This window comes from Rhizobium sp. 05N49, assembly GCF_056396805.1.
The window spans coordinates 68746-93433 of the sequence record NZ_JBFTME010000005.1; the positions used below are offsets into that span (position 1 = coordinate 68746).

Genomic DNA, 24688 nt, shown 5'->3' on the forward strand with positions numbered 1-24688 from the left:
GCCTGGAGGACCCTACTTTGGTCTCGATCGGGAGGATCGAGCGAAATATCGTTTTCAGGGAGGGAAACATGAACGTCAGAAGATTTATCGTGGCGGCTCAGTCGGCTGTGGCCGCCTGGGCACTATGCGCCACCTGCGCCTTTGCCCAGACCAATCTCGAGTTCATCCAGTGGTGGGAGCCAGAAATGCCCGCCGGTGCTCTGCGCGGCATCATGGATGACTTTGAAGCCAAGAACCCCGGCATCAAGGTGACGCTTGTCAGCGGTCCCTATTCCGCCACCCATGATCAGATCGTTGTGGGCGCAGCGTCCGGGACACTCAGCGATGTCGTCGGCCTGGACGGCGCATGGGTCAACGGCTTGGCAAAGCAGGGCGCAATCGCCTCGATGGACAGCCTGATGGCTGATGCCAAATATGATCAGAGCCAGATCGCCGACATCATCAAGGTCAATGGGCAAAGCGTCATGTTCCCGCTTGCCTCGTTCGTCTACCCGGTCTTTGTCAACCTCGATCTGGCAAAGGCGGCCGGGGTCGAAAAGTTGCCGACAAACCGCACCGAATTCGCTGCTGCCGCGAAGAAGATGACCAATGCGGACAAGAACCAGTATGGCTGGGTGTTGCCTCTGTCGTTGCAAAACCCCGGCGGCATCCAGAATGACGTGATGTCCTGGGTCTGGGCATCCGGAGCATCCATGCTGAAGGATGGCAAGCCAGATCTGGAAAATGCCTCTGTCGTCGGCACGCTTGAATACATCAAGTCGCTGCAGGACGCCGGCGTCATCTCGCCTGGTATTTTTGCCAAGAAGGAACAGGACAAGGTCGAAGAGTTCGTCAACGGGCGTGTCGGCATGATGATCGACTCGTTGGCGCACATCAATCTCATTCGCCAGCGAAACCCCAATCTCAAATTCGGCATCTCCGCCCTTCCAGCCGTTGACGGCTACACCGGCAAGCGCGGGTTGCCCTATGCCTCCTGGGGCATCGGCATCAGTGACAAAAGCGAGCACAAGGCGGAGGCCTGGAAGCTCGTCGAATATCTGATGAGCCCGGAAGTGAACAGCCGCCTCGTGTCGATCGCCAACGCCTTCCCGGGTAATATCCACGCCAAACCCGATTTCTCGAAATCGGACCCGCTGTTCGAAGAAGCCTTCAAGATATTCCAGAGCGGGAAGCTCGCCAACGAATTCGTCGGACTGCCCGTTGCCGAAGATCTCATGCGTCAGATGAATGTCGAAGTTCAGAAGATGTTCGACGGTCAGCAAACCGCAAAGGACGCGGCTGCCAATACGCAGAAGCAATGGTTGGTCGAATTCAGCAAGTAGTCTCCCAAGACGGACGGCAGCGTGACAAACTTCGATCACGCTGCCGTCGCATCGCGACGAAGCAATGCGTTACGACCAGGGAGAAATTACCTCTCATGAGCCTCGCCACCGAAACTATGATCCGGACGCAATCAAAAACGCGCAAGCGCGGTCTACTGTCTTACAAGACAAGAAAGAGGCTGGTTCCCTACCTTTATGTTGCGCCAGCGACGTTTCTATTCTGCCTCCTCATGCTGTTTCCCATGATCACCGTTCTGCGCTATTCGCTGATGGACGGTGCGATCACGAAAAAGGACGCGTCCTTCGTCGGATTGCAGAACTATGTGACGATCTTCAAAGATCCGGTTTTCTGGCAATCGGTCGGGCAGACACTCTACTTCACGATAATGAGCGTCATTTTCCATCTTCTGATCGGTCTCGCCTTCGCCCTTCTGCTCAACAGCCAGCGTGTCGATCCGTTGGTCAGAAGCATTCTGCGGGTTCTCTACATTCTGCCCTGGCTCTTCACGGCGGTAATCATCGCAATCATCTGGCGGCTGCTTCTGGATCCGAATGGCGTCGTCAACAGCATCCTGATGACGCTCCATATCATTGACTTCAAGGTCGAGTGGTTTTCTTCGACGAAAACCGCGCTGCATGCGCTGACCTTTGCGAATATCTGGGCGGGATACCCGCTCTATATGGTCAGCCTTCTGGCTGGTCTTCAGGGCATTCCCAAGGATCTCTACGAGGCCGCCGGCATTGACGGCGCTAACGAGTTTCAGAAATTCCGCTACATCACGATCCCGCAACTGATGCCGATCATCATCAGCATCGCCTTGCTTGATTTCATCTGGACGATGCAGGTCTTTCCCCTCGTGTGGATGACGACGGGAGGCGGTCCGATCTACGCGACCGAGGTGCTCAGCACCTACACCTACAAACTTGCGTTTTCGAGTTATGAATTTTCGCGCGCGTCGGCGAGCGCAATCTTCATTCTGATCATCTCGATGGGCGCCACATATTTCTACATCAAACACCAGAAGGCCAGGTGACCGGCAATGGCAAAACGCTCTCTCAGTCGCACCATCGTACCGACCCTCCTGACATATCTCGGGCTGGCGGTCGGGCTGGTCTTCGCGGGCTTTCCGGTCCTGTGGATGTTCTTCACGTCCTTGAAGTCGAACACCGAGATCTTTGCGCTCCCGCCGCGCCTGCTCCCCGACCGTTTCACCAGCGTCGCCTATCTTGCGATTTTCAGCGACCCAACGAAGGTTCGCTTCTTTCTCAACAGCTATCTCGTCGCGGGAGTGGTAACGGTTCTGACGGTGCTGATCGCCATCCTGACGGCCTATGCTTTCAGTCGGTATTCATTCCGGCTCAAGAAAACGCTAAACGTGTTCATCATCAGCACGCAGACCGTGCCGCCGATCACGCTTTTGATCCCCTATTTCGGCATGGTCGTCGCCTTCGGCATTTTCAACACCTATTTTGCGCTGATTTTAACCTACATGGTTTTCACGCTGCCTTATGCGATCCTTCTCATGACTGGCTATCTCAATACCTTGCCGAAGGAACTCGACGAGGCCGTGCTTGTCGATGGCGGGTCAAGCTGGACGGCGCTCTGGCGTGTAATCATCCCGCTGTCGGTGCCGGGCATCGTCGCGACGGCGGTCTATACATTCCTGCTGGCATGGAACGAATTCCTCTTCGCGCTGACCTTGACGAAGTCGATGGACATGAGGACTGTTCCCATCGGTATCGAGTTGCTTATGGGCCAACACGCGTTCGAATGGAACGAGATGATGGCGATGAGCGTGCTCGGATCGCTCCCGCTTCTGGTCTTGTATCTGATAGCCCAGCGCTACTTCCTGGCGGGCATGGCGGCCGGGTCGGTGAAGAGCTGAGCAGGCGATCTATTACTTTCGACGCAGTAACGCTTCGCGAAAACCATCTTGCGCATCGTAAGTGTATCGCTGCGCTTGCCAGACGACTGCGCGGGTCATGAGTTCGATTGATCGGTGTCCGTTGTCGACGGCCAACCGAGCCTGCGATGGCTAACGTGGTGGTCATCACATTGCAGGCGGTGGCTCGCGAGGCCATCATGGCGTGCCATGCCGCTCAGCGCTAACGGCACGATGCTCGCGATCGTTGGCCCACCGTCCTTAAGGGCGGATTGGCCAAACGAGGGGCTCGAGCAGGACGTTCAAGCAATATGACGCCGTGATGCGCCGTCGAGAAAGGAGGGGCAAAGGTCGGCCCAAGTTTCAACCATCCCCGCAAACCTCCCGTGACCTCGCCACCACCGCCTGACGAAAACCGATTGACTGTCGCTGCAGATGTCGTTTCTGCGCGTACCCAAGGAGATGAAGTTCGCACCAAGTTCTTGTGCTATTCCATAAATGACCGCTTTAAGAGCGATGCCTGCTTCTCTCCCTCGGCAGCGCAATTCCATCCCGCAGTTTACACTTCCTAAGGTAGATTATCGCTATACTGGTGCTACCTTAAAGCGATCCTGTGAGGTCTACATGGAACCCCCTCCATCTTTTTTCCAGAGATATCGTTCGCGGCCGTAGAATACAGGAGGCTATCGATCTCCGGAATTGGCGCAAACTTACGGCGCTCGCTGCAGCCCTGGGTGTAAACGAAAGTGCGCTGACGCGCTGGCGCAAAGGCGATTCAATTTCGCTGGAGAGCGCCGCAAATCTCTGCAAGGCCCTGGATGTGTCCCTCGACTGGCTGGTGCTTGGGCGAGGCTCACCTGAACACCATAAGCTACCCTCGCGCTCTGAACCGGAGCACGAATTTGCCAGTCTCTTCCGTGCCCTTCCGCCCGGTGCCGCAGATCACCTAACGGCCTTCCTACGGTCTGTTTGTTCAGATGGGTGACCATCATTTGCGCAGAGCGAAAACAATCTGAGGTCGTTTTGCGAATAGCAAAATACCTATAAGTTGAAAATATCCTTCAATCGATGTCTATTTATCTCGCATCCCGGCTGTATTTGCCGAGATCGCAACTGCATTGTGCAAGAGAAGTCACGGTATAGAGCCAAATATAACGGGTCTATCCGATCGTTACGTTCATTTAAACCGAGATGGAGACGATCATGAATTCGATTACACTTGATTCCGCAGTGGATTACTTCGCGGAAATTCGTCACCCGCATCTGCCAACCGTCAACGAAATGCTAAGGGCCGGCGCTCCGCTRCCCAGTGCGCCCAAAGATCCGCAAACTGCTTTCAATACAACCGACAATGGCCTGATCTCGGTCGTCCTGGCGCAGCCCAAAGTGCCTGACTCTGTTCAGAAGGAGTTGGACGTTCAGCGTCAAAACCTCATCGACCTGACCGGGGTCGCGTCGGCCTACGTCCGCAAGGCCGCGGACAAAGCCAACGATCCCAACAAGGTCTACGACACCATGCTGTGGCAGAGCGTCTTCAATCATCTGCCGCTGATGGGGCCGAGCCAATTCGTCAAGCAGACGATGACCCAGAACATCAAGGGGGTGGAACTGGCTGGAAAATTCATCTCGACGGTTCTTGGCGTCGCGGTGGGCGGTGGACCTGCATTGGCCTCCTTTGCTGAATTCGTTTCAGGGCTCGGCGATTCCATACGGATGGGGGTCCAGACCGGTACGAAATCCTATAGCGTCGGGACGATCTCGATCGTGCTCGAGGGCCAACAGGTCGGCAACGAGATCAAGATAAATCCCTGGCTGAAGGGGTACTTCATCGACTTTACCCAGGATGAGAAGAAGATCTACTCATCGTGTGGATCGGCCGAGAGCTTCTCGATGTCGTTCAGCTATCGCGTCGCAACATCGTTGTTCAATTACGGCGCACTCGCAAATGCTGACGTCAAGAAAAAATACGACGCCTTCATCTCGGGCACGCAGATCGACGACATCGAGTCGGCCACCAACTTCTTCGACGGCAAGTTCGATACGAACTGATCCGGCAGTGCCGCCGCTTTGCGGCGGCACGTCAACCATAGGAGAAGCTTCGATGGAAAGCTGCATCTTACTGCATTTTGTCGATCCAAAGACAGATCAATGCGTTGCCGGCTCCGTCACGCCAAGCTCTGTCCTCGACACAATCGCCGATGTCGTGGGCCGCTATGTTGCCGGTCAGCCAGGTCTGGCTGCCGCGGCAGCTTGGGAAACAGGGCTCAACCATGTGCCGTTTCTGTCACCTGCAGGTCGGTTCGAACGAACGCAGACGGTCACGAGACCTGAGCGGGATGTCGGCTATGGGCCGATCGTGACTGGGCTGATCGTGGAGCTTGTGCCTGAGGCCAGGCAGATCATTGATGATAATGTTGCCCTGCAAAAGCGCCTATCCGACATCAGCGACGAATTGCGCCAGAGCCTCATGACTTCGGCGACCGCCAGGCTCGTGTTCATAGTGATGAGCGCTATGCCAGGCGACTCCGGCAACCCTGTCGTGAAAGTATATGTGATCGATCGCCTGGCCACGACAGCACAAACCTCCAACATGAAGCCGCCCGGTGTCTGGTTGAGCCTAGCAGATGTCATTTCCGCGTATGCGTTCGACTTCGCACGCATGGCGGATGCGGCTGACCTGGCGGATTGGCAGAGGTTTGTTTCCAAGACAAAGACTGCGGGGAAATGACACCTCGGGGCTCCCCGCAGCGCCAACGACCAAACATTGCTAGTCCGCCAACCTCGTTATCGCTCGTCTTGAAAGGAGAGCCTTCGATGTCGAACTATGTACTCGTTTGCCACGGTGACATCCGCGAGTTCGGAAGTTTTAACCTGGCTGCCAAGCAAGAGCTTCAATACCGCGGCAATTTCGGAGCCGCCCTCGACTATGTGACAGCATTGGCTGTCTGGAAAGCTTTGAGATCAGACCCCACAGTGGATGACAAAAGCCTGGCCAAGGCAATCCACAACTACCATCCCGAGCCAGTTCTGGCCGGACCGAACTCTTTCGCTCCGGATATTGATTTGGCGGGCGACGACAATCTGTTCCTCTTCCTCATCAATATGAACACTCGCAACTATATCAGGCTGAAAGATGACTGGAAAATCAGGCTGAGCAGCCTCGTCGATATATTGGGAAACCAGGGCGGAAGCAGCTTTTGGCTCAATCTGCTCTGCTGCACGAAATTTTCGGGGTCCGGAATCGAAATGCCATCGGGCGCCCATTTCGTGTCTTCGTTCGAGAAGATTCTCTGAAACAGGAGACGATGAAGAGAACATGTCGAACGGTCATCTGCCCGTTCGACATCCTGGAGGGCCGCCGAAGCTTGCGTCATTCGGACCGCCATCGACCCAAGGTGATCACCGCCCCCTTGACCTCAGGTCCAGTGGGGCTGCAGGTTGGGTTTCTTGCCCCGTGGCTCGGTCACGACGCTGGCGCTTTTTCCCGTCAACTTCAAGCACCTTGAGTTCCATGCGGAACGGACCTCCGAGAGCGGCGACCAAGTCGTGATCACCGGGAAGTTCCGGCACCGTAAGTGAAGCTCAGCATGTCCCGCCTGTGCTTTCGGAAGACGGTTTGGAGCTAGCCGAGCAATCCTATAGAGCCGCGCAGGATGTTGCTTATTCGATGGCGAGCTACCGCCTGAAAATCTCTATCCGCTGCATGTTTTTCAAAAGCTCCACTTTGTAAATGCCTCGCAGTCGAGTGTTGCCGACATGAGAGTGGTGCGGGAGGAATCGCCGACCAAGATGTCGAACCTCGCAACCGACTGCGATGCGCCTCATGCCTCCGTGAAAAAATCGGATCGCTCTCAGGTCCAAAAAGGCGCGGCATTCACTTGATATCGGGCGACAACAGGGTGGCTTCGAACATAAAGAGAACATCGCTGGCGTTCCGGCCATTTTGGGGCTATGGAATGGCAATAAAACGAGGGCCCACATGAGTCGGTTGAAGCTCCTTAGAGACCAACGTCAGCTCGCGCTGTCAAAACTCGAACACCTGGCAGAGGACCATCCGCTTCGGCCACGATATTTGGAACGCGTGCGTGAACTGGACGATCAAATCGAAGCGCTCGGCGCCTTCGAATAGTTTGGGGCAACAAGGGATTAATAATGTCGTTGGCTGAGAAATTCATCGTCGTTCCATTCAAGCGCAACCGAGCTGGCTTGGTCCCGGGAGAGATGCGACAGGCTTCGAATGGGACATCTGCGGAAAAAATCGCTTCCGCAATGTCGGCCAGATCCCTGGGTGTCGGAGCCTATTCTGTGATGGTCGACAGCGAAACGGGTGACATGAGCTCGCCAAGGCTGCTTGCTGCCTTCGGTGAAGTTGGCGACTTAACGCAAGATTGAAATATCGCGACCGCATTGCGCCACTGCTTCGCGCGCAGCGGGCGTAAGCCGCTTCGCCCACTTATCTCGGACATCTCGGCGTTTGTAGTGTCAACAGCGGCGTTTGATGGTCGCCAATAGCTCTTCGGCCTCGGCATTCGCGTTCAGCATCAAAGCATGGTTGTCGGCGAGCGAAATCAGTGCGACCAGCGTTTCCTGCTGGCCCCATCCCGTTTCGTTCGCGTCCTCCAAGAGCTTCAGAAACGAGCTATACAGTGCATCCTGGCAGCGCACGAACCTCTCTTGCTGATCGTCCGATGGGTTGGGGGGTACTATCGTCATCGTTCCGGAGTTGAAAGAGGTTTTGGGCACTTGGCCGACGCTATTGACTGCGTCTTCGGGCATAGCCCTGCTGAAGCCCGTATTGAAGCGTCGTGCTTGCAGATGTCCCCTGACAGTGAACTTATCCACACTTTGTGCCCAGAAAGGAGCGCCCTTCTGCGGATCTTCGAACCTGCACATGTACGGCTTGCTCTGGCTTCTCACTCAGGGTGAGACGCGCAACACGAGCGTGTCGGCTCTTCACCGAGTTCTTATCTCGCAATCTTAGCCCTTTTCTCCTGCCTAGCGGCGATCGGCGAGTTCGTTGTTGTCGACCGTCCCTTGCGTGGTAGCGATGAACGCGATGCACTTGCCGCCAAGCTGGCGCGACAGCGGGCAAGTTCAGGCCTAACTCCTTGTAGGAGCAGCTTCAGAGCCGCTGATAGATCGTTCCCCTGCGCTCAAATCCACTGGGAATTCGAGAATAACTCCTACGTCTCCAGGTCAAAGCATTGTGAAACTGAACACCTCTGGCGCGTTGCAGCGGTTCAGGGCATCCTATGATGGCTGAAAATTGTGTTTATGGCAGTTGGAGGAATGCCGATGCGCTGCTTTACCGTGCTTGGACCCTCGCAGACCGGAAAATCGACAGTCGTGGAAAAGCTCGGCTCCCTGGAGGGGGTGGCGAGAAAATCCAGGTCCCCTTATGGATTGAACCTCACAGAATTCACCTTTGGAAACGAGGCCTGGTGTGCGCTGGATGCGCCAGGAGCCAACGAAGCGTTGGCGCATGCACAGCACGCGCTTCTTGCCAGTGACGCCTGCATCCTGTGCGTTTCATCGGCACCCGAGGAAGCTGTGCTTGCCGCACCCTATCTGCGGATAGTCGAAGCCTCGGGGACGCCGTGCATCCTCTTCGTCAATCGAATGGACGAACCGAGAGGGCGGCTGAGAGACGTGATAGCCGCGCTTCAAGACTACGCCAACCACACGCTTTTGCTTCGCCAGGTCCCGATCCGGGAGGGAGACAGGATCGTAGGCAGTTGCGATCTGATTTCGGAACGGGCGTGGCGCTACCGGGAAGGCCAGACTTCGGCGCTGATCGCAATTCCCGAAAGCGCCGCCGAGCGCGAGCACGAAGCGCGCAGCGAGCTCCTGGAACACCTGTCCGAATTCGATGACTGGCTTCTCGAGGAACTGGTCGAAGATCGCGAGCCGCCCAGCGACGCGCTCTATGCCATTTCATCGCGGGTTCTCAGCGAAAACAGGATTATTCCAGTCCTGATCGGTGCCGCAAGTCACGGCAACGGCATGATGCGGCTGATGAAGGCGCTGCGTCACGAGGCGCCGCCGGCAGGGGTTCTTCGACAGCGCCTGGCTCGTGCAGGTAATCTCGATGAAAACAAGCTGAGCGCCGTGAGCTTCCATGCCTATCATCGTCAGAATATCGGCAAGACGGTGCTGGTGCGTGCGTTTGGTGAGGGACTTCGGCAAGGCGCATCACTCGGCGGCTCCGGCCTCGGCGCCGTGCAGGATCCCGCAAACGGACGGTCGAGCTCGGCGATCGTGCCTGCACCGGGGGATGTCTTCGCGACGGTCAAGTCCGACCATTTGCCCGTCCCGTCGCTGTTGACATCAGACGCGACGGTCGCCCCACCCGAATGGACCGCGCCGCCTACGCCGATGCTTGAAAGGATTCTGGTCCCGGGCAGCGCACGCGATGAAAACAAGCTCTCCGAAACGCTGACAAAACTCTCGGAGACGGATCGGGGTCTTGTCGTCTTGCAGGAGGAGGGCACTGGCGCCCAGCTCGTCCGCGCCCAGGGCCCGGTACATCTGCGCGATCTCTGCCGAACCCTGTCCGACGTCTTCCACATCGACGTAACGGATCGAACGCCCAACCCGATCTACCGCGAGACAATTGCAAAGCCGGCCGAGGTTCACTACCGGCATCGCAAACAGACCGGCGGTGCCGGGCAATTCGCGGATGTGAAGCTGAGCATTCGCCCCAACGAGCGCGGCCGGGGCTTCACCTTCAGCGAAACCGTCAAGGGTGGCGTCGTTCCGCGCAACTACATCCCTGCCGTCGAAGCAGGCGCGCGCGAAGCCATGGAGAAAGGGCCGCTCGGCTTTGAGGTCATCGATGTCGGGGTAACGCTGTTTGATGGTCAGCACCATGCCGTCGACAGTTCGGAACACGCCTTTAGGACTGCGTCGAAAATGGGAGTGCGACAGGCGCTTTCCGAAGGGTCGGCCGTTTTGATGCAACCGGTCTTCCGCAGTGAAATTCACATACCGTCGATCTATTCCGGCAACCTCGTCCAGATCGTCTCCGCTCTCAAGGGTCAGGTTCTCGGCTTCGACCGGGATGAAACCGCTAAGGGATGGGACATCTTCCGGGCACTTGTTCCCGGCAGCGCACTTGACGATCTCGCGCGGGCGCTGCGTTCGGCGACGCAGGGCATTGGTTACTTTTCCAAGACCTTCGATCACTTCGAGGAGCTATACGGCAAGGAAGCGGACGCCATCGTTAGGGCACACGAGGGACAAGGCGTCGCACACTGAAACGTTCGCGCCACTTGCTCGTTCGCAGAACGGGCTCATGTCGTTTGGCAGTTAACCGGGTTCTTCCTCGCTTGGTGTGGAACGGCGGTAGCATTCGTGCTCTCAGCAGTTCGGGACCTGCCGACCATGCATTGCGCGCTGAGGGTTCTTAGGCGGTTGATCTGGCCTTCGGCCTATCCGTTGTTCGAGGGCAGCTCGATAGCGTTGCTGACGGCGTCGCTGTCGCCTCAACTCATCGATGTGGTGGGAGCGGCGAGTTTCTTCAGGATCGCCGGTTCGGGTCCGCTCGAGGCCCCAACGCGCCTCGCCCTGTGCCTCAGTGAAATAGATCGGGGAGCTCTGACATTGCAATTCTTCGCAATCGCTCGGCTTCCGAAGCATCGATCGATCGGTAGGGAAACCGCAGACGAGTTCCCACGGGTCCCCAATTGCCGATCGCACTCAGCAATTTGTCGAGGGCAGCGTTCGAAAAACCCATGTTTTGGCGGAAAGGGACGATGTGATTGTCCATGAATGCGCAGATCCGTCGCTCGAGATCGAGTGCGGCATCGATGTCGCTGCGCATCGAGGCCGTCCATTTTTGCGCGCCGCGGGGGCTGAGGCAAGCGACATTGGAAAACGAGCCTGCCGCCACACCCTCCTTTGTGCCGGTTGCAAGATGGTGGCCGGGAACGAAGAGAGACTGGCCTGCAAGATGACGACGAGCCTCTGCATACCAGGAGCTGTCGCCGTCAGCGAGCTTGATGCCGGTCACGCGGGGCACTGAAGCGCAGACCGCACCCAGTTCTTTGGGCGTGAGGACGCGCTTTGCATGTGGCGGATTGTAAAGAATGAGCGGAATTCCACTGGCCGTTTCCGCAGCACGGTTCAGAAAGTCGATCGCTTCGGCATCGGTGAGCGGCCACCAGTCCGGCAGGATCACCTGAATGGCGGCCGGATAAAGTGCGCTGGCCCGCCGGACGCGGTTGAGCATGATCAGCGGGTCCGGCTGGCAGGCGCCAATCACGAACGGCGTCGAGGCTTGCCTGCAGCGCTCGGCCAGCAATGCCTGTATCCTGTCGAACTCCTCCTCGGTCTGACTGTGGAATTCACCGGCGGTGCCGTTCGAATAAATGCCATCGACTTTGGCGTCGATGAGGATATCGATCTCCTCGCCGAGCTTGTCGAATTCGATGCTATCGTCGGGCGCGATCGGCAGCAGCAGGCTCGCCCAGTTGCCGCTGATGGCGGGATGCGGCTTCTTCGCGTTCATCTATCGTTTTCCCTGAGGTTTCAATTCAATCGAGATCGTCGCGGATACAGGCCTTGAACTGGCCGGGCGCGACCTCACGCAGTTGAGGAACGTCACCAGCGCAGGCATCGAGCGCGCTCGGACAGCGTGTGCGAAAGACGCAACCGCTCGGCGGGTTGGCCGGACTTGGAATATCGCCTTTGAGGATCTGCCGGTCACGCCTGGCATCCGGATCGGGTGAGGGAATGGCGGAGAGCAGGGCGCGCGTATAGGGATGCTGTGGCCTCGCATAAAGGTCGGCGCTCGGTGCGATCTCCATGATGCGGCCGAGATAGAGCACGATCACCCGGTCGCAGATATATTCGACGACAGCAAGATCATGCGAGATGAACAGCATGGTCAGCCCGAGCCGTTGCTGCAATTCGCGCAGAAGGTTGATGACCTGCGCCTGGATCGAGACATCCAGCGCGGAGACCGGTTCGTCGGCCACGATGAATTCGGGCGACAGGGTCAGGGCGCGGGCGATGCCGATGCGCTGCCTCTGCCCACCGGAAAACTCATGCGCGTAACGATTGATCGCATCGGCCGGCAGCTCGACCTGGGCCAGGGCGGCTTGGGCTCGTTCAAGCCTGTCGCGTGCCGATCCGATCCCCTGGATCTTCAAGCCCTCCGTCAGGATTTCGCCGATCGTCATACGCGGCGACAGGCTGGCGAAGGGGTCCTGGAAAATATACTGCATGCGCGGCCGTTGCCGCCGCAGCGCCGAGGCGGAAAGGTCCGTCAGTTCTTTCCCATCGAAGCGGACGCTGCCTGACGAAGGTTCGACCAGCCGAAGGACGGAGCGCCCGATCGTGGTCTTTCCGCTGCCGGATTCACCGACAAGCCCGACGACTTCACCCTTGCCGATATCGAAGGAGATGCCTTGCAGGATGGTCAGCCGCGCACCGCGGGACGTATAATGTTTCGAAAGGTCACGGACGGAGAGCAGGGGGTCGCTCATCTAGATCTCCTGCCATCTGATGCAGCGGCTGCGATGCTGCGAATTGATCTTTTCAAGCGCGGGAACCGCGGCGCGACAGGCATCGACCGCGAATTTGCAGCGCGGCGCGAAAGCACAACCGCTCGGCATGTTCATCAGGCTCGGGACCATGCCGGGAATGGCTGCGAGCTTTTCACCCGCCTGTTTCATCCGTGTTGCGTCGCCAAGCCGTGGCATGGAGGCGAGCAGGCCCATCGTATAGGGATGCTTCGGATTGCGGAAAACCTCGCCGACCGGTCCCTCCTCGACGATCCTGCCGGCATACATGACCGCGACGCGATGGGCGATTTCGGCGACGACGCCGAGATTGTGCGTGACGAAGAGCATCGCCATGCCGCGCTCGCGCTGCAGCTTGAGCAGCAGATCGAGAATCTGCGCCTGGATCGTCACGTCGAGCGCTGTGGTCGGCTCGTCGGCAATCAACAGTGCCGGATCGCAGGCGAGCGCCATTGCGATCGTGGCGCGTTGGCGCATGCCGCCTGAGAGTTCATGCGGGTATTGGCCGGCGCGACGTCTGGCGTCCGGTATGCCGACGCTTTCAAGCAGCGTGACAGCGGCATCCATCGCAGCCTTGCGGCCTGCACCGCGATGGATGCGGATCGGTTCGGCAATCTGATCGCCGATCGTGAAGACGGGATTGAGGCTCGACATCGGCTCCTGGAACACCATGCCGATGTCGTCACCCCTGATCCGGCGCATGCTCTCCTCGTCGAGAGAAACAAGATCCTGGACTGCACCGGACCGCGTCGTCAGACGGATGCTGCCTGCGGCGATAACCCCGATGTTGCGGGTGAGCAGCCGCATGACCGACAGGCTCGTCACCGACTTGCCGGAACCGGATTCGCCGACGAGAGCTAGCGTCTCGCCGGCGGCAACCGTCAGGTCGATATCGTTGACCGCCGTGATCTCGCTGCCGCGGACGCGGAAGACCGTTCGCAATCCCTTGATGTCGAGTACGGGTTCGGCGGTCTGCACCATCAGCCCTCTCAGTTCAGCAGGCCGGTTGCACGCAGGATCGCATCGATCCGTGCGGTTTCGGCATCGTTCAGAGCAGCGCGCGGTCGCGGCATAACAGCAGAATCGATAATGCCGAGGCTGCGCATGGCGGCCTTGAAGGCACCGATGCCGGATGCGCCGCCGCTCACACGACCCTGCGCGACCCAGACGATTTCGAAGAGACGGCAAAGCCGCTCCTGCTCCTTCTTGGCGGCAACCCAGTCACCACGCTGGGCGGCATCCCAGAGGCGGACGTAGCCGTGGGGATCGACATTGGCGATACCGGGAACGACGCCATGCGCACCCATCAGGAGAGCATTGTCGACGACGATCTCGGAGCCGGTCATCAGGAAGATGTCCTTGTGTTCGGCGAGGTCGAGGAGCGCGTAACGGAAGTTGCCATCGTCGCCGCTGGAATCCTTGAGGCCGATGATCGTACCTTCCTTGGCGAGCGTGACGACGGTCTGCCGTTGAAGCTTGACGTGCACACAGACGGGAATGTCATAGGCAACCAGCGGAACGTCCACCGCGTCGCGGATATAGCGGAAGTGATCGAGGATCTCGGACTGGCTGGTGACGGTGTAGAAGGGTGCAGTCACCACGACCGCATCGGCGCCGGCCGCCTTTGCAACCTTGGAATGGGCGATGACGCGATCCGTGGTCGGATCAATGACGCCGACGATCAGCGGCACGCGCCCATTTACCACCTTGGCGGAATGCTCGATGATCTCACGCCGGGTCTTTTCGTCATGGAAGATGACTTCGCTCGTCGAGCCCAGCACGAATACGCCGTGGCAGCCGGCATCGATCAGATGTTCCAGCACGCGTGTATAGGAGGGGTAGTCGACGGTGAAATCCGGATTGAGCGGCGTGACGACGGGGGGAACAACGCCCTTGAATTTGGTCATTTTCTCTTTCTTTCGATTGTCAGTTCAGTTCGGCACGAGGGTCGAAGGCATCTCTGAGGCCATCGCCAATGAAGTTGATTGCAAGCACGGCAAGGATCAGCGCGGCACCGGGAAAGAGCCATTGCCACGGATATTGTTCGAGCACGGCGGTCGAGCGGGCCGCATTCAGCATGTTGCCCCAGCTTGCCGCCGGCGGTGCGATACCGAGACCGAGGAAAGACAGGCCCGCCTCGAGCAGGATGGCATTGGCGATCTGCAGCGTCGCATAGACCACAAGGATATCGATCGAATTCGGCAGGCCATGGCGGAAGAGCAGGTGGCCGATGCCGGCACCCATGCCGCGCGCGGCCATGACGAAGTCGCGCTCGCGCAATTCCAGCAGTCGGGAGCGGATCATGCGCGCAAGCAACGGCCATGAGAGAAGCGAGATGACGATGACCGTCGGCCAGATGCCGGTGCCCGCAATCGAGGCAAGCACGAGCAGGAAGATGACAGGCGGCAAGGTCATCACCAGATCGACGAAGCGCATGGAGGCTGCATCGGCCCAGCGTCCGGCAAGCGCGGAGATGGCTCCGAAAAGAAAGCCGATAACCGCGGAAAGAGCCGTCGATGCGACGGCAACCAGCAGCGAAATCCTGCCGCCTTCCAGCACCCGCGCAAAGACATCGCGGCCGACACCGTCGGTTCCGAACCAGTGCGTCATCGTCGGACCGCTGTTCATCGCCAAGAGATCGATGTCATTCGGCTGGAAAGTCCACCACAGCGGGTAGGAGAGGATCAGCGCCAGCATGGGAACTGCGATGCAGACGCCGGCAACGGCGGCGCGATTGTGCAGAAAGCGTTCGAAAGCGCGGGCAAGTGGCCCCGGGCTGCGGGATTGCGGAGAGCGTGCCAGCATGTCAGCCCACCTTGATGCGCGGATCGACGACCGCATACGTGATGTCGGTCAGAAGATTGACGACGATGACGCAAGCGCCGATGATGAGCGTTGCCCCCATGATGACCGGGTAATCACGGGTCTGCACGGCATCGACCAGCAGAAGCCCCATGCCCGGCCAATTGAAGACACTCTCGATGAAAATGGCGCCGCCGATCGCAAGGCCGATGGTCGAACCGACCAGCGTCACGATCGGAAGGAGTGCATTGCGCAAGGCATGCTTGGCGATCACCCAGAACTTGTGGACGCCCTTGGCCCGCGCCGTGCGGACATAATCCTGGTTCAGGACTTCGAGCAGCGAAGCGCGCATGTAGCGCATGATCAATGCGCCCTGTGCGACAGACAGAAGGGCGGCCGGCAGGATCAGGTGATGCAGGAGATCGCCAACCGAGAATTCCTCGCCAGGGGTCAGCATGCCGCCTGAGGGCATCCAGTGCAGCCGGACCGAGAAAACATAGAGGCCGATCAGCGCGCTGAGAAATGCCGGGCTCGAAATGCCGGCGAGCGCAAAGACAGACAGGGAGAGATCGGCGATGGAATTGCGGCGGACCGCGCTGATCACCCCAAAGGCGATGCCGGCGACGACAGCAAAGACAAGTGCAGTGCCCATCAACAGCACCGTCGGACCGATCCGCGATAGAACCAGGCCGAGAACCGGCTGGTCGAGACGCTTGATCGAATAGCCAAGATTGCCCGTCAACGCCTGCTGCAGCCAGCCGAGATACTGGAGGGGAAGCGGCTGATCGAGGCCGAGGCGGCTGCGCAGATCGGCGAGATCGGCCGGCGACATCGGTATGTTCGGATCGATATAGGCATCGATCGGATCGCCTGGCGCCAGGCGCAGCATCAGGAAAATCAGCATGCTCAACGCAATGAGCATGCCTATTCCTATCATCAGGCGTCTGAGACTGTATCGGAGCATCGTAAATCCGTCCGTCAGGGTGGCCGAAGCCACCCTTTAGCTTTGCGGAAACGCCTATTCGGCGACCGACCATTTCTGCGGGTCGGCCTGATAAGGCCCGCCGCCCGGCGCAGGCGTCCAGACGAAATCCTTCACCTTGGCCGAGACGACGCCGTAGCGATTGGCGACCCAGAGCGTCGCCCAGGGGAGGTTGGTGTTCATCACCTTGCAGACGTCCTGATAGGCCGCATCCCGCTTGGCGATGTCCGGCTCGCCAAGCGCCGTATCGAGTGCCTTCGAAAGGTCAGGCATGCGAACTCTGGCGACGTTCGGTCCGGCCGGTGGAATCTGCTTCTCGTTGAGGCCGACATTGATGCTTCCGGCATCCGGTCCGTTCTGAAGCCCGGCATAGACCATCTGGAATTGGGCGATATCCGGCTTCGCGTTCAGCACGATGCTGTTATAGGTCGGCGTATCGACGGCACGCGGAACGATATTGATGCCGACCTGGGCAAGCATGGCCTGGACTGCGGCAAGGACATTGGTCGCCAAAGGCGTGGTGTAATAGGTCAGAAGCGTGATTGGTTTGCCGCCGTTGATCTGATCCCAGCCTGCTTCCGTCAACAGTTGCTTGGCCTTCTCCGGATCATAGGCATAGTTGTCGATGCCCTGCGGTATCAGTTGCTCGGCAACGTAGGCGCAGTTGGCGGGTTTGGCCGCGCCGCCATAGAGGCTCTTGATGATGGCATCGCGATTGATCGCATACATCACCGCCTTGCGGACCCGCACATCCTTCCAGATCGGCGAATCGTGATTGAAGCCGAGATAGTTGACCACGAAGGAGTCACCTTCGATGACCTTGAAGTCCTTGTTGTCCTTGAAGGTCGGGACGTCGTTGGAATCGACATAGGTGAACTGGATCTCGCCGGATCTCAGCGCCGCAATAGCGGCTGCCGGATTCGCGAAATAGCGATTGATGACGCGCTCCAGCGCAGGCTTGCCACCGCGATAGTCGGTGTTGGCGGCAAGTTCGACATATTGATCCGAGACGTATTTGGTAAACTTGAACGGACCGGTGCCGATCGGAGTGGTGGACCACCATATGCTCTTCGCCAGTTGGTCTGCAGGGATCGAGGAGAGCGCATGCTCCGGCAGCATCATCACCTTGGTCATCGTATCGAGCAGACTGCCGCTCGGTGCGCTGAGCTTGATGACGACAGTGTGGTCATCCGGCGCCTCGACCGACGAGACGGCCTTCAGGCGTGCTGCGAGCACCGAGCCGGTTTTCGCATCCATCGCAAGGCCCATGGTGAACTTTGCGTCCTTGGCGGTAAACGGCTTGCCGTCGTGCCATTTGGCATCCGCCAGCTTGAACGTGTAGGTCATCTGGTCCGGGCTGACCTCATAGGAGCTGGCCAGTGCGCCGACGACCTTCTGCAATTTCTCGTCATAGGTAATGAGCGGTTCGTAATAGATGCTGAGCCAGGTGAAGCCGGAGGTCGCGGCGAGCGGATTGAAATTACCCTGGAAACCGCCTGGACCGACATCGAAACCGCCAGATAGCGTGGCGGCCTCAGCCTGGGTTGCGACAGCCGAAGCGACAAGTGCCGGAACGGCAACCGTCGACAGCATGGCGCCGAGCGCGGCTACGGATAATCTAGACAGTCTTTTCATGTGTTCCTCCCACGTTTGAACTTGTCTTGTTGTTGGCAATCACTTGGGCAATGCCCTCGTAGTGGCGATCCATGCGCTTGCGCGCTTCCTCCAGATCCTTTGCCTCGATCGCATCGACAATTGCGGCGTGATCGCGCCAGGTCGCCATCGGATCGACATTGTCGAGGTTGACGAAATCCGATGCCTTGTAGAAGGCGAGCCAGAAGACATCGATCAGTCGCACGAGCGTCTCATTGTCCTGGCAGCGAAACAGCAGCCGGTGGAACAGCTGGTCATCCTCGGCGAAGGTTTCGCCGCGTTCGGCATGGACACGCATCCGGTTGACGGTCGCACGCAGCTCGGCGAGATCCTCCGCGCCGATCATCTCAATCGTCTTGCCGATCAATCCCACTTCGAGCGTGCGGCGGATTTCGATCACTTCTTCGATCTGTCGCAACGCCCCGCCAAGGCCATAGGCAAGGTTGTCTAAAAGCGGCTCGAAGGAAAAGGCCTTCACGAAGATGCCGACGCCGCGCCGCGTCTCCAGAACTCCGAGCGATTCCAGCGCCTTGATGCCTTCGCGCAGCGAATTGCGGCTGACGCCGAGCTGGGCGGCGAGCTCTCCCTCGGCAGGCAACATTGTTCCCGGCGCCAAGCCGTTATCATGGACGTAAGCGCGCAGGCTTTCCTGCACGGATACATGCAGCAGCGGTGCGCGTGTTAGCGGCTTCATCGATTTCAACGCCATGCCTTATCTTCTCTTCGCCTCGCCGATAAGATGGGAGCTACATATCCACTTGTAGGATATCTGTCAAATGGGCAGGTTTGGAACTATCTGTGGAAAACTGGTTGCGACCAAGGCGATTGCCCCATCATTTTAATACCAGTATAGATCCAGAGGACTTCCGCAGAAAAATTTTGAGAGCATCGGGAACGCTATGGCGACGGATGAACTGATCGACGTGATCGACAAGGAGTTGCAGGCCTCGGCATCGGGTCTGCCGCTCTACAAGCGGCTAAAGTCGGCGATCGAAACTGCGATCCTTTCGAATGCGGTCAAGGCAGGCGCCGTTCTGCCCGGAGAGCGGGTGCTTGCGGAAGCCCTGTCGCTTTCGCGCGTGACGATACGCAAGGCGCTGGCGCTGCTTGAGGAGGAGGGCTTCCTCAATCGCCGCCACGGTTTCAAGACCGAGGTCGGATCGCGGGTCGAAAAGTCTCTTTCCACACTCACGAGCTTTTCGGAGGATATCCTTGCGCGCGGGCTTACTCCCGGATGTATATGGCTTTCCAAGCAGATAAGCCGACCGTCCCCCACGGAAATGATGGCGCTCGGAGTGGCCGGAAACAGCCACATCCTGCGCATGAAGCGCATCCGCACAGCCGATGGCGTGCCCATTGCCGTGGAGACGTCAACGGTCCCCGTTCGCTTCATTCCGTCGGCAAGCCTGGTCGGCGATTCCCTTTACGAAGCGCTGCAAGCACGCGGGTTTCTTCCTCAGCGTGCCGTCCAGCGTATGCGTTCGCGGGCGGCCTCAGCTGAGGATGCGCAGTATCTCCATTGCGAAGCTGGAGCGCCGCTGCTGATGACGGAGCGCCGCTGTTTTCTTGGTGACGGCCAGATCGTCGAATATTGCGAGAGCCGCTACAAGGGCGATGTTTATGACTTCGTGTTCGAGCTAACGCGATGATACCAGTCATAAACTGGTTGTAATCTGGTACTTTCCAATTATCGTGATCCTGAAATGGAGTGTCACGATTGCAGCGCGACGACATCAAGAAAAGCCTTATCGTTTCCTGCCAGCCGGTTCCCGGCGGGCCGACGGACACGGCTGAATTCGTCATTGGATTTGCGAGAGCCGCCGTCGATGCGGGTGCAAAGGCATTGCGGATCGAATCCGTCGGCTACGTGAAAGCGGTACGCCCCGCCGTGACCGTACCGATCATCGGCATCGTCAAGCGCGATCTCGATGACAGTCCGGTGCGGATCACGCCCTTCGTTGCCGATGCCGAAGCGCTGGCGGATGCCGGCGCCGACATCATCGCCTTCGATGCGACGGAACGTGTTCGGCCGGCATCCATCGATGCGCTGGTCAAGGCTGTCAGGGCACGCGGCAAGCTGACGATGGCTGATTGCTCGAACCTCGACGACGCGCGCAACGCTTTGGCAGCCGGGGTCGATTTCGTCGGCACAACGCTTTCCGGCTATGTCGGCGGGCCTGAGCCCGTCGATCCGGATATCGACCTGATCAGAGCGATGCGAGCACTCACACCCTATGTCATTGCCGAGGGTCGCATTCGCACGCCCGAGCAGGCGGCAAGTGCCGCCGACGCCGGAGCATTCGCCGTCGTCGTGGGGTCAGCGATTACACGCACCGAGCATGTGACCTCGTGGTTTCGCGATGCCGTTGCCGCGGCCTACGATGCCGACAGCCTGCAGACGGCGCTTGCAATCGATATTGGCGGCACGAAGACGATGGCAGCGCTCGTCAGGGGCAGCGACGTGCTGGATGAAATGACGGTGCCGACGGCACGGGAAGCAGGTCCGGATGCGTGGCTTTCCGTGATCGCGGACGCTACTCGATCCTGGACGGATCGCTATTGCCGCGTCGGTATTGCCGTCACCGGCTTCATTCAGGACGGATGCTGGTCTGCGCTCAACCCGGCAACGCTCGGGATCCCCGACCGCTATCCGTTGGTTGACAAGGCAAGCGCCGTTTTCGGCAAACCGGTTTTTGCGATCAACGATGCGCAGGCGGCCGCTTGGGGAGAATATCGGTTTGGCGCCGGCAATGGTGGCGATCTGGTGTTCCTGACTATCTCGACCGGCATCGGCGGCGGCATTATCGTCAATGGTCGTGCGCTAACAGGGCTTGCCGGCCATTTCGGACTGATCCGTGGTCCGTCCGCTGGGCAGTCGCCGCTTGAAGATCAGACGTCCGGCCGCTGGATCGCGGCGGAGGCCCAAAAGGCCGGGCACCCGGGTACCGCAGCCGAGGTGTTCGAGCAGGCCGACCGCGGCGAGACCTGGGCTGGCGAGATCGTCTCGCAATCGGCATTTCGTGCGGCAACGCTCTGCCGTGACATTCAGATGATGCTCGATCCGACGCATATCGTCATCGGTGGCGGCATCGGCCTTGCATCCGGTTATCTCGACCGCATGCGCAATTGTTTTGCGGGTGTCGATCCCAGGCTGACGCCTGTTCTGGTGGCCGCCAAGCTCGGCAGCCGTGCGGGTATCATCGGCGTGGCGAGCCTTGCAGTTCAGGGTGACTGACGAATTCCGAAAGACATCGATCCTAACCTAACAAAAAAGAGGGAACTACGATGACAGTGAACAGAACGACCCTATCCGCGCTTGCCTTACTTCTCGCAAGCGTTGCTCTGCCGGGGACCTCAAACGCGACAGTCACCGTTCTCGGCTGGCCGGGCGGCTCGGAAGAAACGGCGCTGCGCGCAACCGTCGAAGAATATAACAAGACAGCCGGCATCAGCGATGCCGACAAGGTCGAGCTTTTGTTCTTCAATCGGGAGGGCTTCTTCGACAAGCTGCAGGCCGACATGGCAGCAGGCTCGACCGCCTTTGATATCAATCTCGTCGCCACTTACTCGATCGGCCGTTACGCGCCGTATATGGAACCCGTCGATCTCGGCGATGGCGCTGCCAAGACGTTTGGCGAATCCGTGCTGAAGACCATGCAGTTCGACGGCAAGCAGTACGGCGTGCCGACGGACCTGTCGCTGCATTTCATGTATTACCGCAAGGATCTGATCGATGCGCTGATGAAGGACGATGCGGCCAAGAAGAAATATGCCGAAATCGCCAAGCAGTATCTCGGCAAGGAATTGCAGCCGAAGGATCCGGACAGCTGGACCTGGGACGATTGGGCGGCGACGGCTCTCTATTTCTCCAAGCAAGTCAATCCCGAAAGCCCCGTGCGCTATGGCACGGTCCTGCAGATGAAGAACCTGCTTTTCAACATGATGGTGTTTCAGTCTTTGCCACGCTCCTACGGTGGAAACTGGACCGATGAAGAGGGCAATATCACCGTCGATTCCAACGCCTACAAGACTGGCCTCGAACTCTATAAGAAGCTTTACGACGCTGGCGCTTCGCCCAAGGATTCGCTGAGCTACGAATATGCCGAGACCAATGCCGCGTTCGGTTCCGGTCAGGCGGCTACAGCTCTTCAGTGGAACGCCGCTGCCGCGGATCTCACCAGTGCCGAGAAAACCCCTGCCGTTGCCGAGGTCACCGGTATCGTGGCGCCGCCGGCCGGGCCGGATAGCCGCGCCGACCATATTCACGGCCTTGGCCTCGGCCTCAACAAGAACGCCAAGAACAAGGACGGCGCCGTCAAATTCCTGAAATGGCTGGCGGGCGAGGATGCCGCCTTGCTCTATGCCCGAAAGGGCGGTTCGCCAGCCCTTACGCCTGACGTTGTGGCGAAAGTCGCCAAGGAACGTCCCGATCTCGTCAAGCTCGGCGAGTTCGCCAGCAAATTCGGCTACGTGATGAATGGTGCCACGTCGGCCAACGCACTCTCCGTCTATGAACTGCAGGCCAAGGAATTCACCGGCTACTGGTCGGGCCAGCAGAACCTCGACGATGCGCTGGCTCACACCAAGGCCGGAATGCAGGATCTCTTGAAGAAGTGATATCAGCCGGACGCCTTGCCTCCCGCAAGGCGTCCGGCCCATCCGGCGGATTGAAATGGCGATCATAAAACGTGCCGAGGCAAGAGCCTATCTCACGCCGCTCGTGGGGTTCCTGCTGCTGTTTCTCGGCTTTCCTGCTGTCATCAACCTCATCTATTCAGTCTCGACCGTCGACTTCCAGACCCTGCGAAGTCCGACGCTGAGCGGCTTTGGCAACTATGTTTCCGTGCTCGCCGATCGCGATTTTTGGCGCGCCACGTCCTTTTCCCTGCGTTTCGGCATTCTGACGGCGATGATCGAATGCCTGCTCGGGCTGTTCCTGGCGATCTTTCTGGCGCCGCTTTTATCGAAGCGATCGGCACTGATGGCCCCGCTCATGCTGCCGCTGATGGTGGCGCCCGCCATGATCGGCCTGATGTACCGTCTGGTGCTGCACGAATTTGCCGGGCCTGTGCCCTATTATCTCTTCATGTGGTTTGGCGACAGCCCGGCCTTTCTCGACGTTTCACACGCATTGTGGACCCTGATCGTGGTCGAAACCCTACAATGGACGCCGTTCGCCTTCCTACTCTTCTACATGGCCTATGTCGCAGTGCCGATCGACGTGCGTGAGGCAGCCTCGCTCGATGGCGCCTCGGCCATTAAAACCCTCTGGTTTGTCGAGCTGCCGTTAATGCTGCCGACACTGGTCATCGCCTTTTTCATCCGTTTCATCGACGGCTTTCGCGTCTTCGACAATGTCTACGCCCTGACCGGCAGCGGCGCAGGCGGCTCGACGACATCATTGTCGATCTATATCTACCAGGCGTTTTTCAAGGAGGGCGCGATCGGCAAGGCTGTGGCGGCTTCCGTCGTCCTCTTCCTGACGTCGCTGATCGTGCTCTACGGCCTCAACTGGCTGGCTGGCCGCAGGAGACGTGAGCCATGATAAACGCACTGCGCTGGATCGTCTTTGCCGTTGCCGCTCTCGCAATGAATTTCCCGGTGATCGTGACGCTTGTCACGTCGTTCAAAAGCGCGCGTGAGCTTTCGATCAATCCCGGTTTGTGGATCAATCAGCCGACGTTCGAAAATTACCTGCGTGTTCTGACGCAGACCGATCGCTTCAACATCTATTCCTATCTCTGGAACAGTACCGTTGCCTCATTGATCGGCACCGGGCTTGCAATCCTGCTTGCCTTTCCCGCTGCCTATGCGATCGCAAGGAGCGAGGTCGGCAAACACACGCTGCTGCCTGTTGTCATCAATCTGCGCGCCGTGCCGCTCATCATTTTCGCGATCCCGCTTTACATGATGTACCAGTTTCTGGGCCTGCTCGACACGCAGCTTGGCCTCGGCCTGATCCTGACCATCGTCAACACGCCGCTGGCGCTCGTCATCCTCGTCAATGCGATTTCCGACGTTCCGCTGGAACTGGACGAGGCGGCGAGGGTGGACGGGGCGAGTTCGTGGCAGATCATGGTCAGCATCATCCGGCCGGTGGTGCGGCCCGCTCTGGTCACGACCTTCATCTTCGGCTTCATCACCGCCTGGAACGAGTTCCTCTTCGGGCTGATGCTGACGACGAACAAGGCAGTGCCGATGACTGTCGGTGCATCGTTCTTCTTTGCCGCAAGCGGCGGCGGCGTCCAATGGGGGACCGCGTCGGCGGTCATGATCCTCGGCGCTCTGCCGCCCGTCTTCCTCGGCTTGCTGATGTATCGGCAAATTTCGGGCTCGATGACGGCGGGGGCTATCAAAGGCTAGGCGAGGCGGAATTCGAACAACCTCAATATCGCCATGACGTCCAGTACCTCGCCAACTGGAAATGACTGCGTGAGGCGGTCGCCCTACCGACCACGCGTCGCAAGTCCGCTTTCTGCCTTATTGCCTTCGAGCTGAGGGCTCTCAACCTGCATAGGCGGT

At 58.8% G+C, this 24688-nt stretch carries 23 protein-coding genes; 14 read left to right on the top strand and 9 right to left on the bottom strand.

What is annotated here, in order from left to right; all coding sequences use genetic code 11:
* Positions 1-68 precede the first annotated feature (68 nt).
* The 8 genes from AC1DF8_RS12260 (at position 69) to AC1DF8_RS12295 (ending at position 7597) form a co-directional block, all read left to right on the top strand.
* Positions 69-1322: an ABC transporter substrate-binding protein gene (locus AC1DF8_RS12260; protein WP_478153746.1), complete on the top strand. Its 1254-nt coding sequence runs from the start codon at positions 69-71 to the stop codon at positions 1320-1322.
* A 116-nt stretch (positions 1323-1438) separates the two neighbouring features.
* Positions 1439-2356 carry a carbohydrate ABC transporter permease gene (locus tag AC1DF8_RS12265; protein WP_409564430.1) on the top strand — a complete coding sequence of 306 codons (918 nt, stop codon included), beginning with the start codon at positions 1439-1441 and terminating at the stop codon, positions 2354-2356.
* A gap of 6 nt (positions 2357-2362) precedes the next feature.
* A complete protein-coding gene (locus AC1DF8_RS12270) occupies positions 2363-3208 on the top strand; it encodes a carbohydrate ABC transporter permease (protein ID WP_478153747.1) in 846 nt (281 codons plus the stop codon).
* A 610-nt stretch (positions 3209-3818) separates the two neighbouring features.
* Entirely contained in the window at positions 3819-4190 is a 372-nt protein-coding gene (locus AC1DF8_RS12275; protein WP_112970514.1) for a helix-turn-helix domain-containing protein, read from the top strand.
* Positions 4191-4396: 206 nt separating this feature from the next.
* Positions 4397-5254 (top strand): hypothetical protein, encoded by an 858-nt coding sequence (locus AC1DF8_RS12280; RefSeq protein WP_478153748.1) that lies wholly within the window; start codon positions 4397-4399, stop codon positions 5252-5254.
* Positions 5255-5306: 52 nt separating this feature from the next.
* The gene (locus tag AC1DF8_RS12285) at positions 5307-5933 is read left to right on the top strand and encodes a hypothetical protein (RefSeq protein ID WP_112542639.1); all 627 of its coding nucleotides are present in this window, start codon (positions 5307-5309) and stop codon (positions 5931-5933) included.
* The gene (locus AC1DF8_RS12290; protein WP_478153749.1) at positions 5930-6499 is read left to right on the top strand and encodes a hypothetical protein; all 570 of its coding nucleotides are present in this window, start codon (positions 5930-5932) and stop codon (positions 6497-6499) included. Before AC1DF8_RS12285 ends, AC1DF8_RS12290 begins: the two co-directional genes overlap by 4 nt.
* 858 nt (positions 6500-7357) lie before the next feature.
* Positions 7358-7597, top strand: coding sequence for a hypothetical protein (locus AC1DF8_RS12295; protein ID WP_112542637.1), 240 nt, complete (start codon positions 7358-7360; stop codon positions 7595-7597).
* Positions 7598-7687: 90 nt separating this feature from the next.
* Here the strand turns inward: AC1DF8_RS12295 and AC1DF8_RS12300 are convergent, their stop codons facing one another.
* The gene (locus AC1DF8_RS12300) at positions 7688-8098 is read right to left on the bottom strand and encodes a hypothetical protein (RefSeq protein WP_478153917.1); all 411 of its coding nucleotides are present in this window, start codon (positions 8096-8098) and stop codon (positions 7688-7690) included.
* Positions 8099-8500: 402 nt separating this feature from the next.
* Between AC1DF8_RS12300 and AC1DF8_RS12305 the strand changes: the two genes are divergently transcribed.
* On the top strand, positions 8501-10462 hold the full coding sequence (locus AC1DF8_RS12305; protein WP_113147702.1) for an elongation factor G: 1962 nt from the start codon (positions 8501-8503) through the stop codon (positions 10460-10462).
* A gap of 316 nt (positions 10463-10778) precedes the next feature.
* Here the strand turns inward: AC1DF8_RS12305 and AC1DF8_RS12310 are convergent, their stop codons facing one another.
* Genes AC1DF8_RS12310 through AC1DF8_RS12345 form a run of 8 tightly spaced genes read right to left on the bottom strand, consistent with a single transcriptional unit; the run spans position 10779 to position 18875 of the window.
* Positions 10779-11714 (bottom strand): dihydrodipicolinate synthase family protein, encoded by a 936-nt coding sequence (locus AC1DF8_RS12310; RefSeq protein WP_478153750.1) that lies wholly within the window; start codon positions 11712-11714, stop codon positions 10779-10781.
* 25 nt (positions 11715-11739) lie between these two features.
* Entirely contained in the window at positions 11740-12693 is a 954-nt protein-coding gene (locus tag AC1DF8_RS12315; protein WP_478153751.1) for an ABC transporter ATP-binding protein, read from the bottom strand.
* Positions 12694-13710 (bottom strand): ABC transporter ATP-binding protein, encoded by a 1017-nt coding sequence (locus tag AC1DF8_RS12320; protein WP_478153752.1) that lies wholly within the window; start codon positions 13708-13710, stop codon positions 12694-12696. It abuts the gene before it with no gap.
* Positions 13711-13718: 8 nt separating this feature from the next.
* Positions 13719-14636: a dihydrodipicolinate synthase family protein gene (locus tag AC1DF8_RS12325; RefSeq protein ID WP_113015116.1), complete on the bottom strand. Its 918-nt coding sequence runs from the start codon at positions 14634-14636 to the stop codon at positions 13719-13721.
* Between the two features lie 19 nt (positions 14637-14655).
* The gene (locus AC1DF8_RS12330) at positions 14656-15534 is read right to left on the bottom strand and encodes an ABC transporter permease (RefSeq protein ID WP_113117522.1); all 879 of its coding nucleotides are present in this window, start codon (positions 15532-15534) and stop codon (positions 14656-14658) included.
* 1 nt (position 15535) lies between these two features.
* Entirely contained in the window at positions 15536-16495 is a 960-nt protein-coding gene (locus AC1DF8_RS12335; RefSeq protein WP_112542741.1) for an ABC transporter permease, read from the bottom strand.
* A 54-nt stretch (positions 16496-16549) separates the two neighbouring features.
* The gene (locus tag AC1DF8_RS12340; RefSeq protein WP_478153753.1) at positions 16550-18148 is read right to left on the bottom strand and encodes an ABC transporter substrate-binding protein; all 1599 of its coding nucleotides are present in this window, start codon (positions 18146-18148) and stop codon (positions 16550-16552) included.
* Entirely contained in the window at positions 18132-18875 is a 744-nt protein-coding gene (locus tag AC1DF8_RS12345) for a FadR/GntR family transcriptional regulator (RefSeq protein ID WP_112970503.1), read from the bottom strand. The genes AC1DF8_RS12340 and AC1DF8_RS12345 overlap by 17 nt, the downstream gene beginning before the upstream one ends.
* A gap of 190 nt (positions 18876-19065) precedes the next feature.
* On the opposite strand from AC1DF8_RS12345, the gene AC1DF8_RS12350 reads away from it, so the two are divergent.
* The 5 genes from AC1DF8_RS12350 (at position 19066) to AC1DF8_RS12370 (ending at position 24529) form a co-directional block, all read left to right on the top strand.
* The gene (locus AC1DF8_RS12350; RefSeq protein WP_113212787.1) at positions 19066-19815 is read left to right on the top strand and encodes a GntR family transcriptional regulator; all 750 of its coding nucleotides are present in this window, start codon (positions 19066-19068) and stop codon (positions 19813-19815) included.
* A gap of 68 nt (positions 19816-19883) precedes the next feature.
* Positions 19884-21401: a putative N-acetylmannosamine-6-phosphate 2-epimerase gene (locus AC1DF8_RS12355; protein WP_478153754.1), complete on the top strand. Its 1518-nt coding sequence runs from the start codon at positions 19884-19886 to the stop codon at positions 21399-21401.
* 50 nt (positions 21402-21451) lie between these two features.
* Positions 21452-22783 (top strand): extracellular solute-binding protein, encoded by a 1332-nt coding sequence (locus tag AC1DF8_RS12360; protein ID WP_478153755.1) that lies wholly within the window; start codon positions 21452-21454, stop codon positions 22781-22783.
* Positions 22784-22838: 55 nt separating this feature from the next.
* The gene (locus AC1DF8_RS12365) at positions 22839-23711 is read left to right on the top strand and encodes a carbohydrate ABC transporter permease (protein ID WP_113202381.1); all 873 of its coding nucleotides are present in this window, start codon (positions 22839-22841) and stop codon (positions 23709-23711) included.
* Complete coding sequence (locus tag AC1DF8_RS12370) at positions 23708-24529, top strand: carbohydrate ABC transporter permease (protein WP_113206550.1); 822 nt, start codon at positions 23708-23710, stop codon at positions 24527-24529. Before AC1DF8_RS12365 ends, AC1DF8_RS12370 begins: the two co-directional genes overlap by 4 nt.
* The last annotated feature ends 159 nt before the right edge of the window (positions 24530-24688 follow it).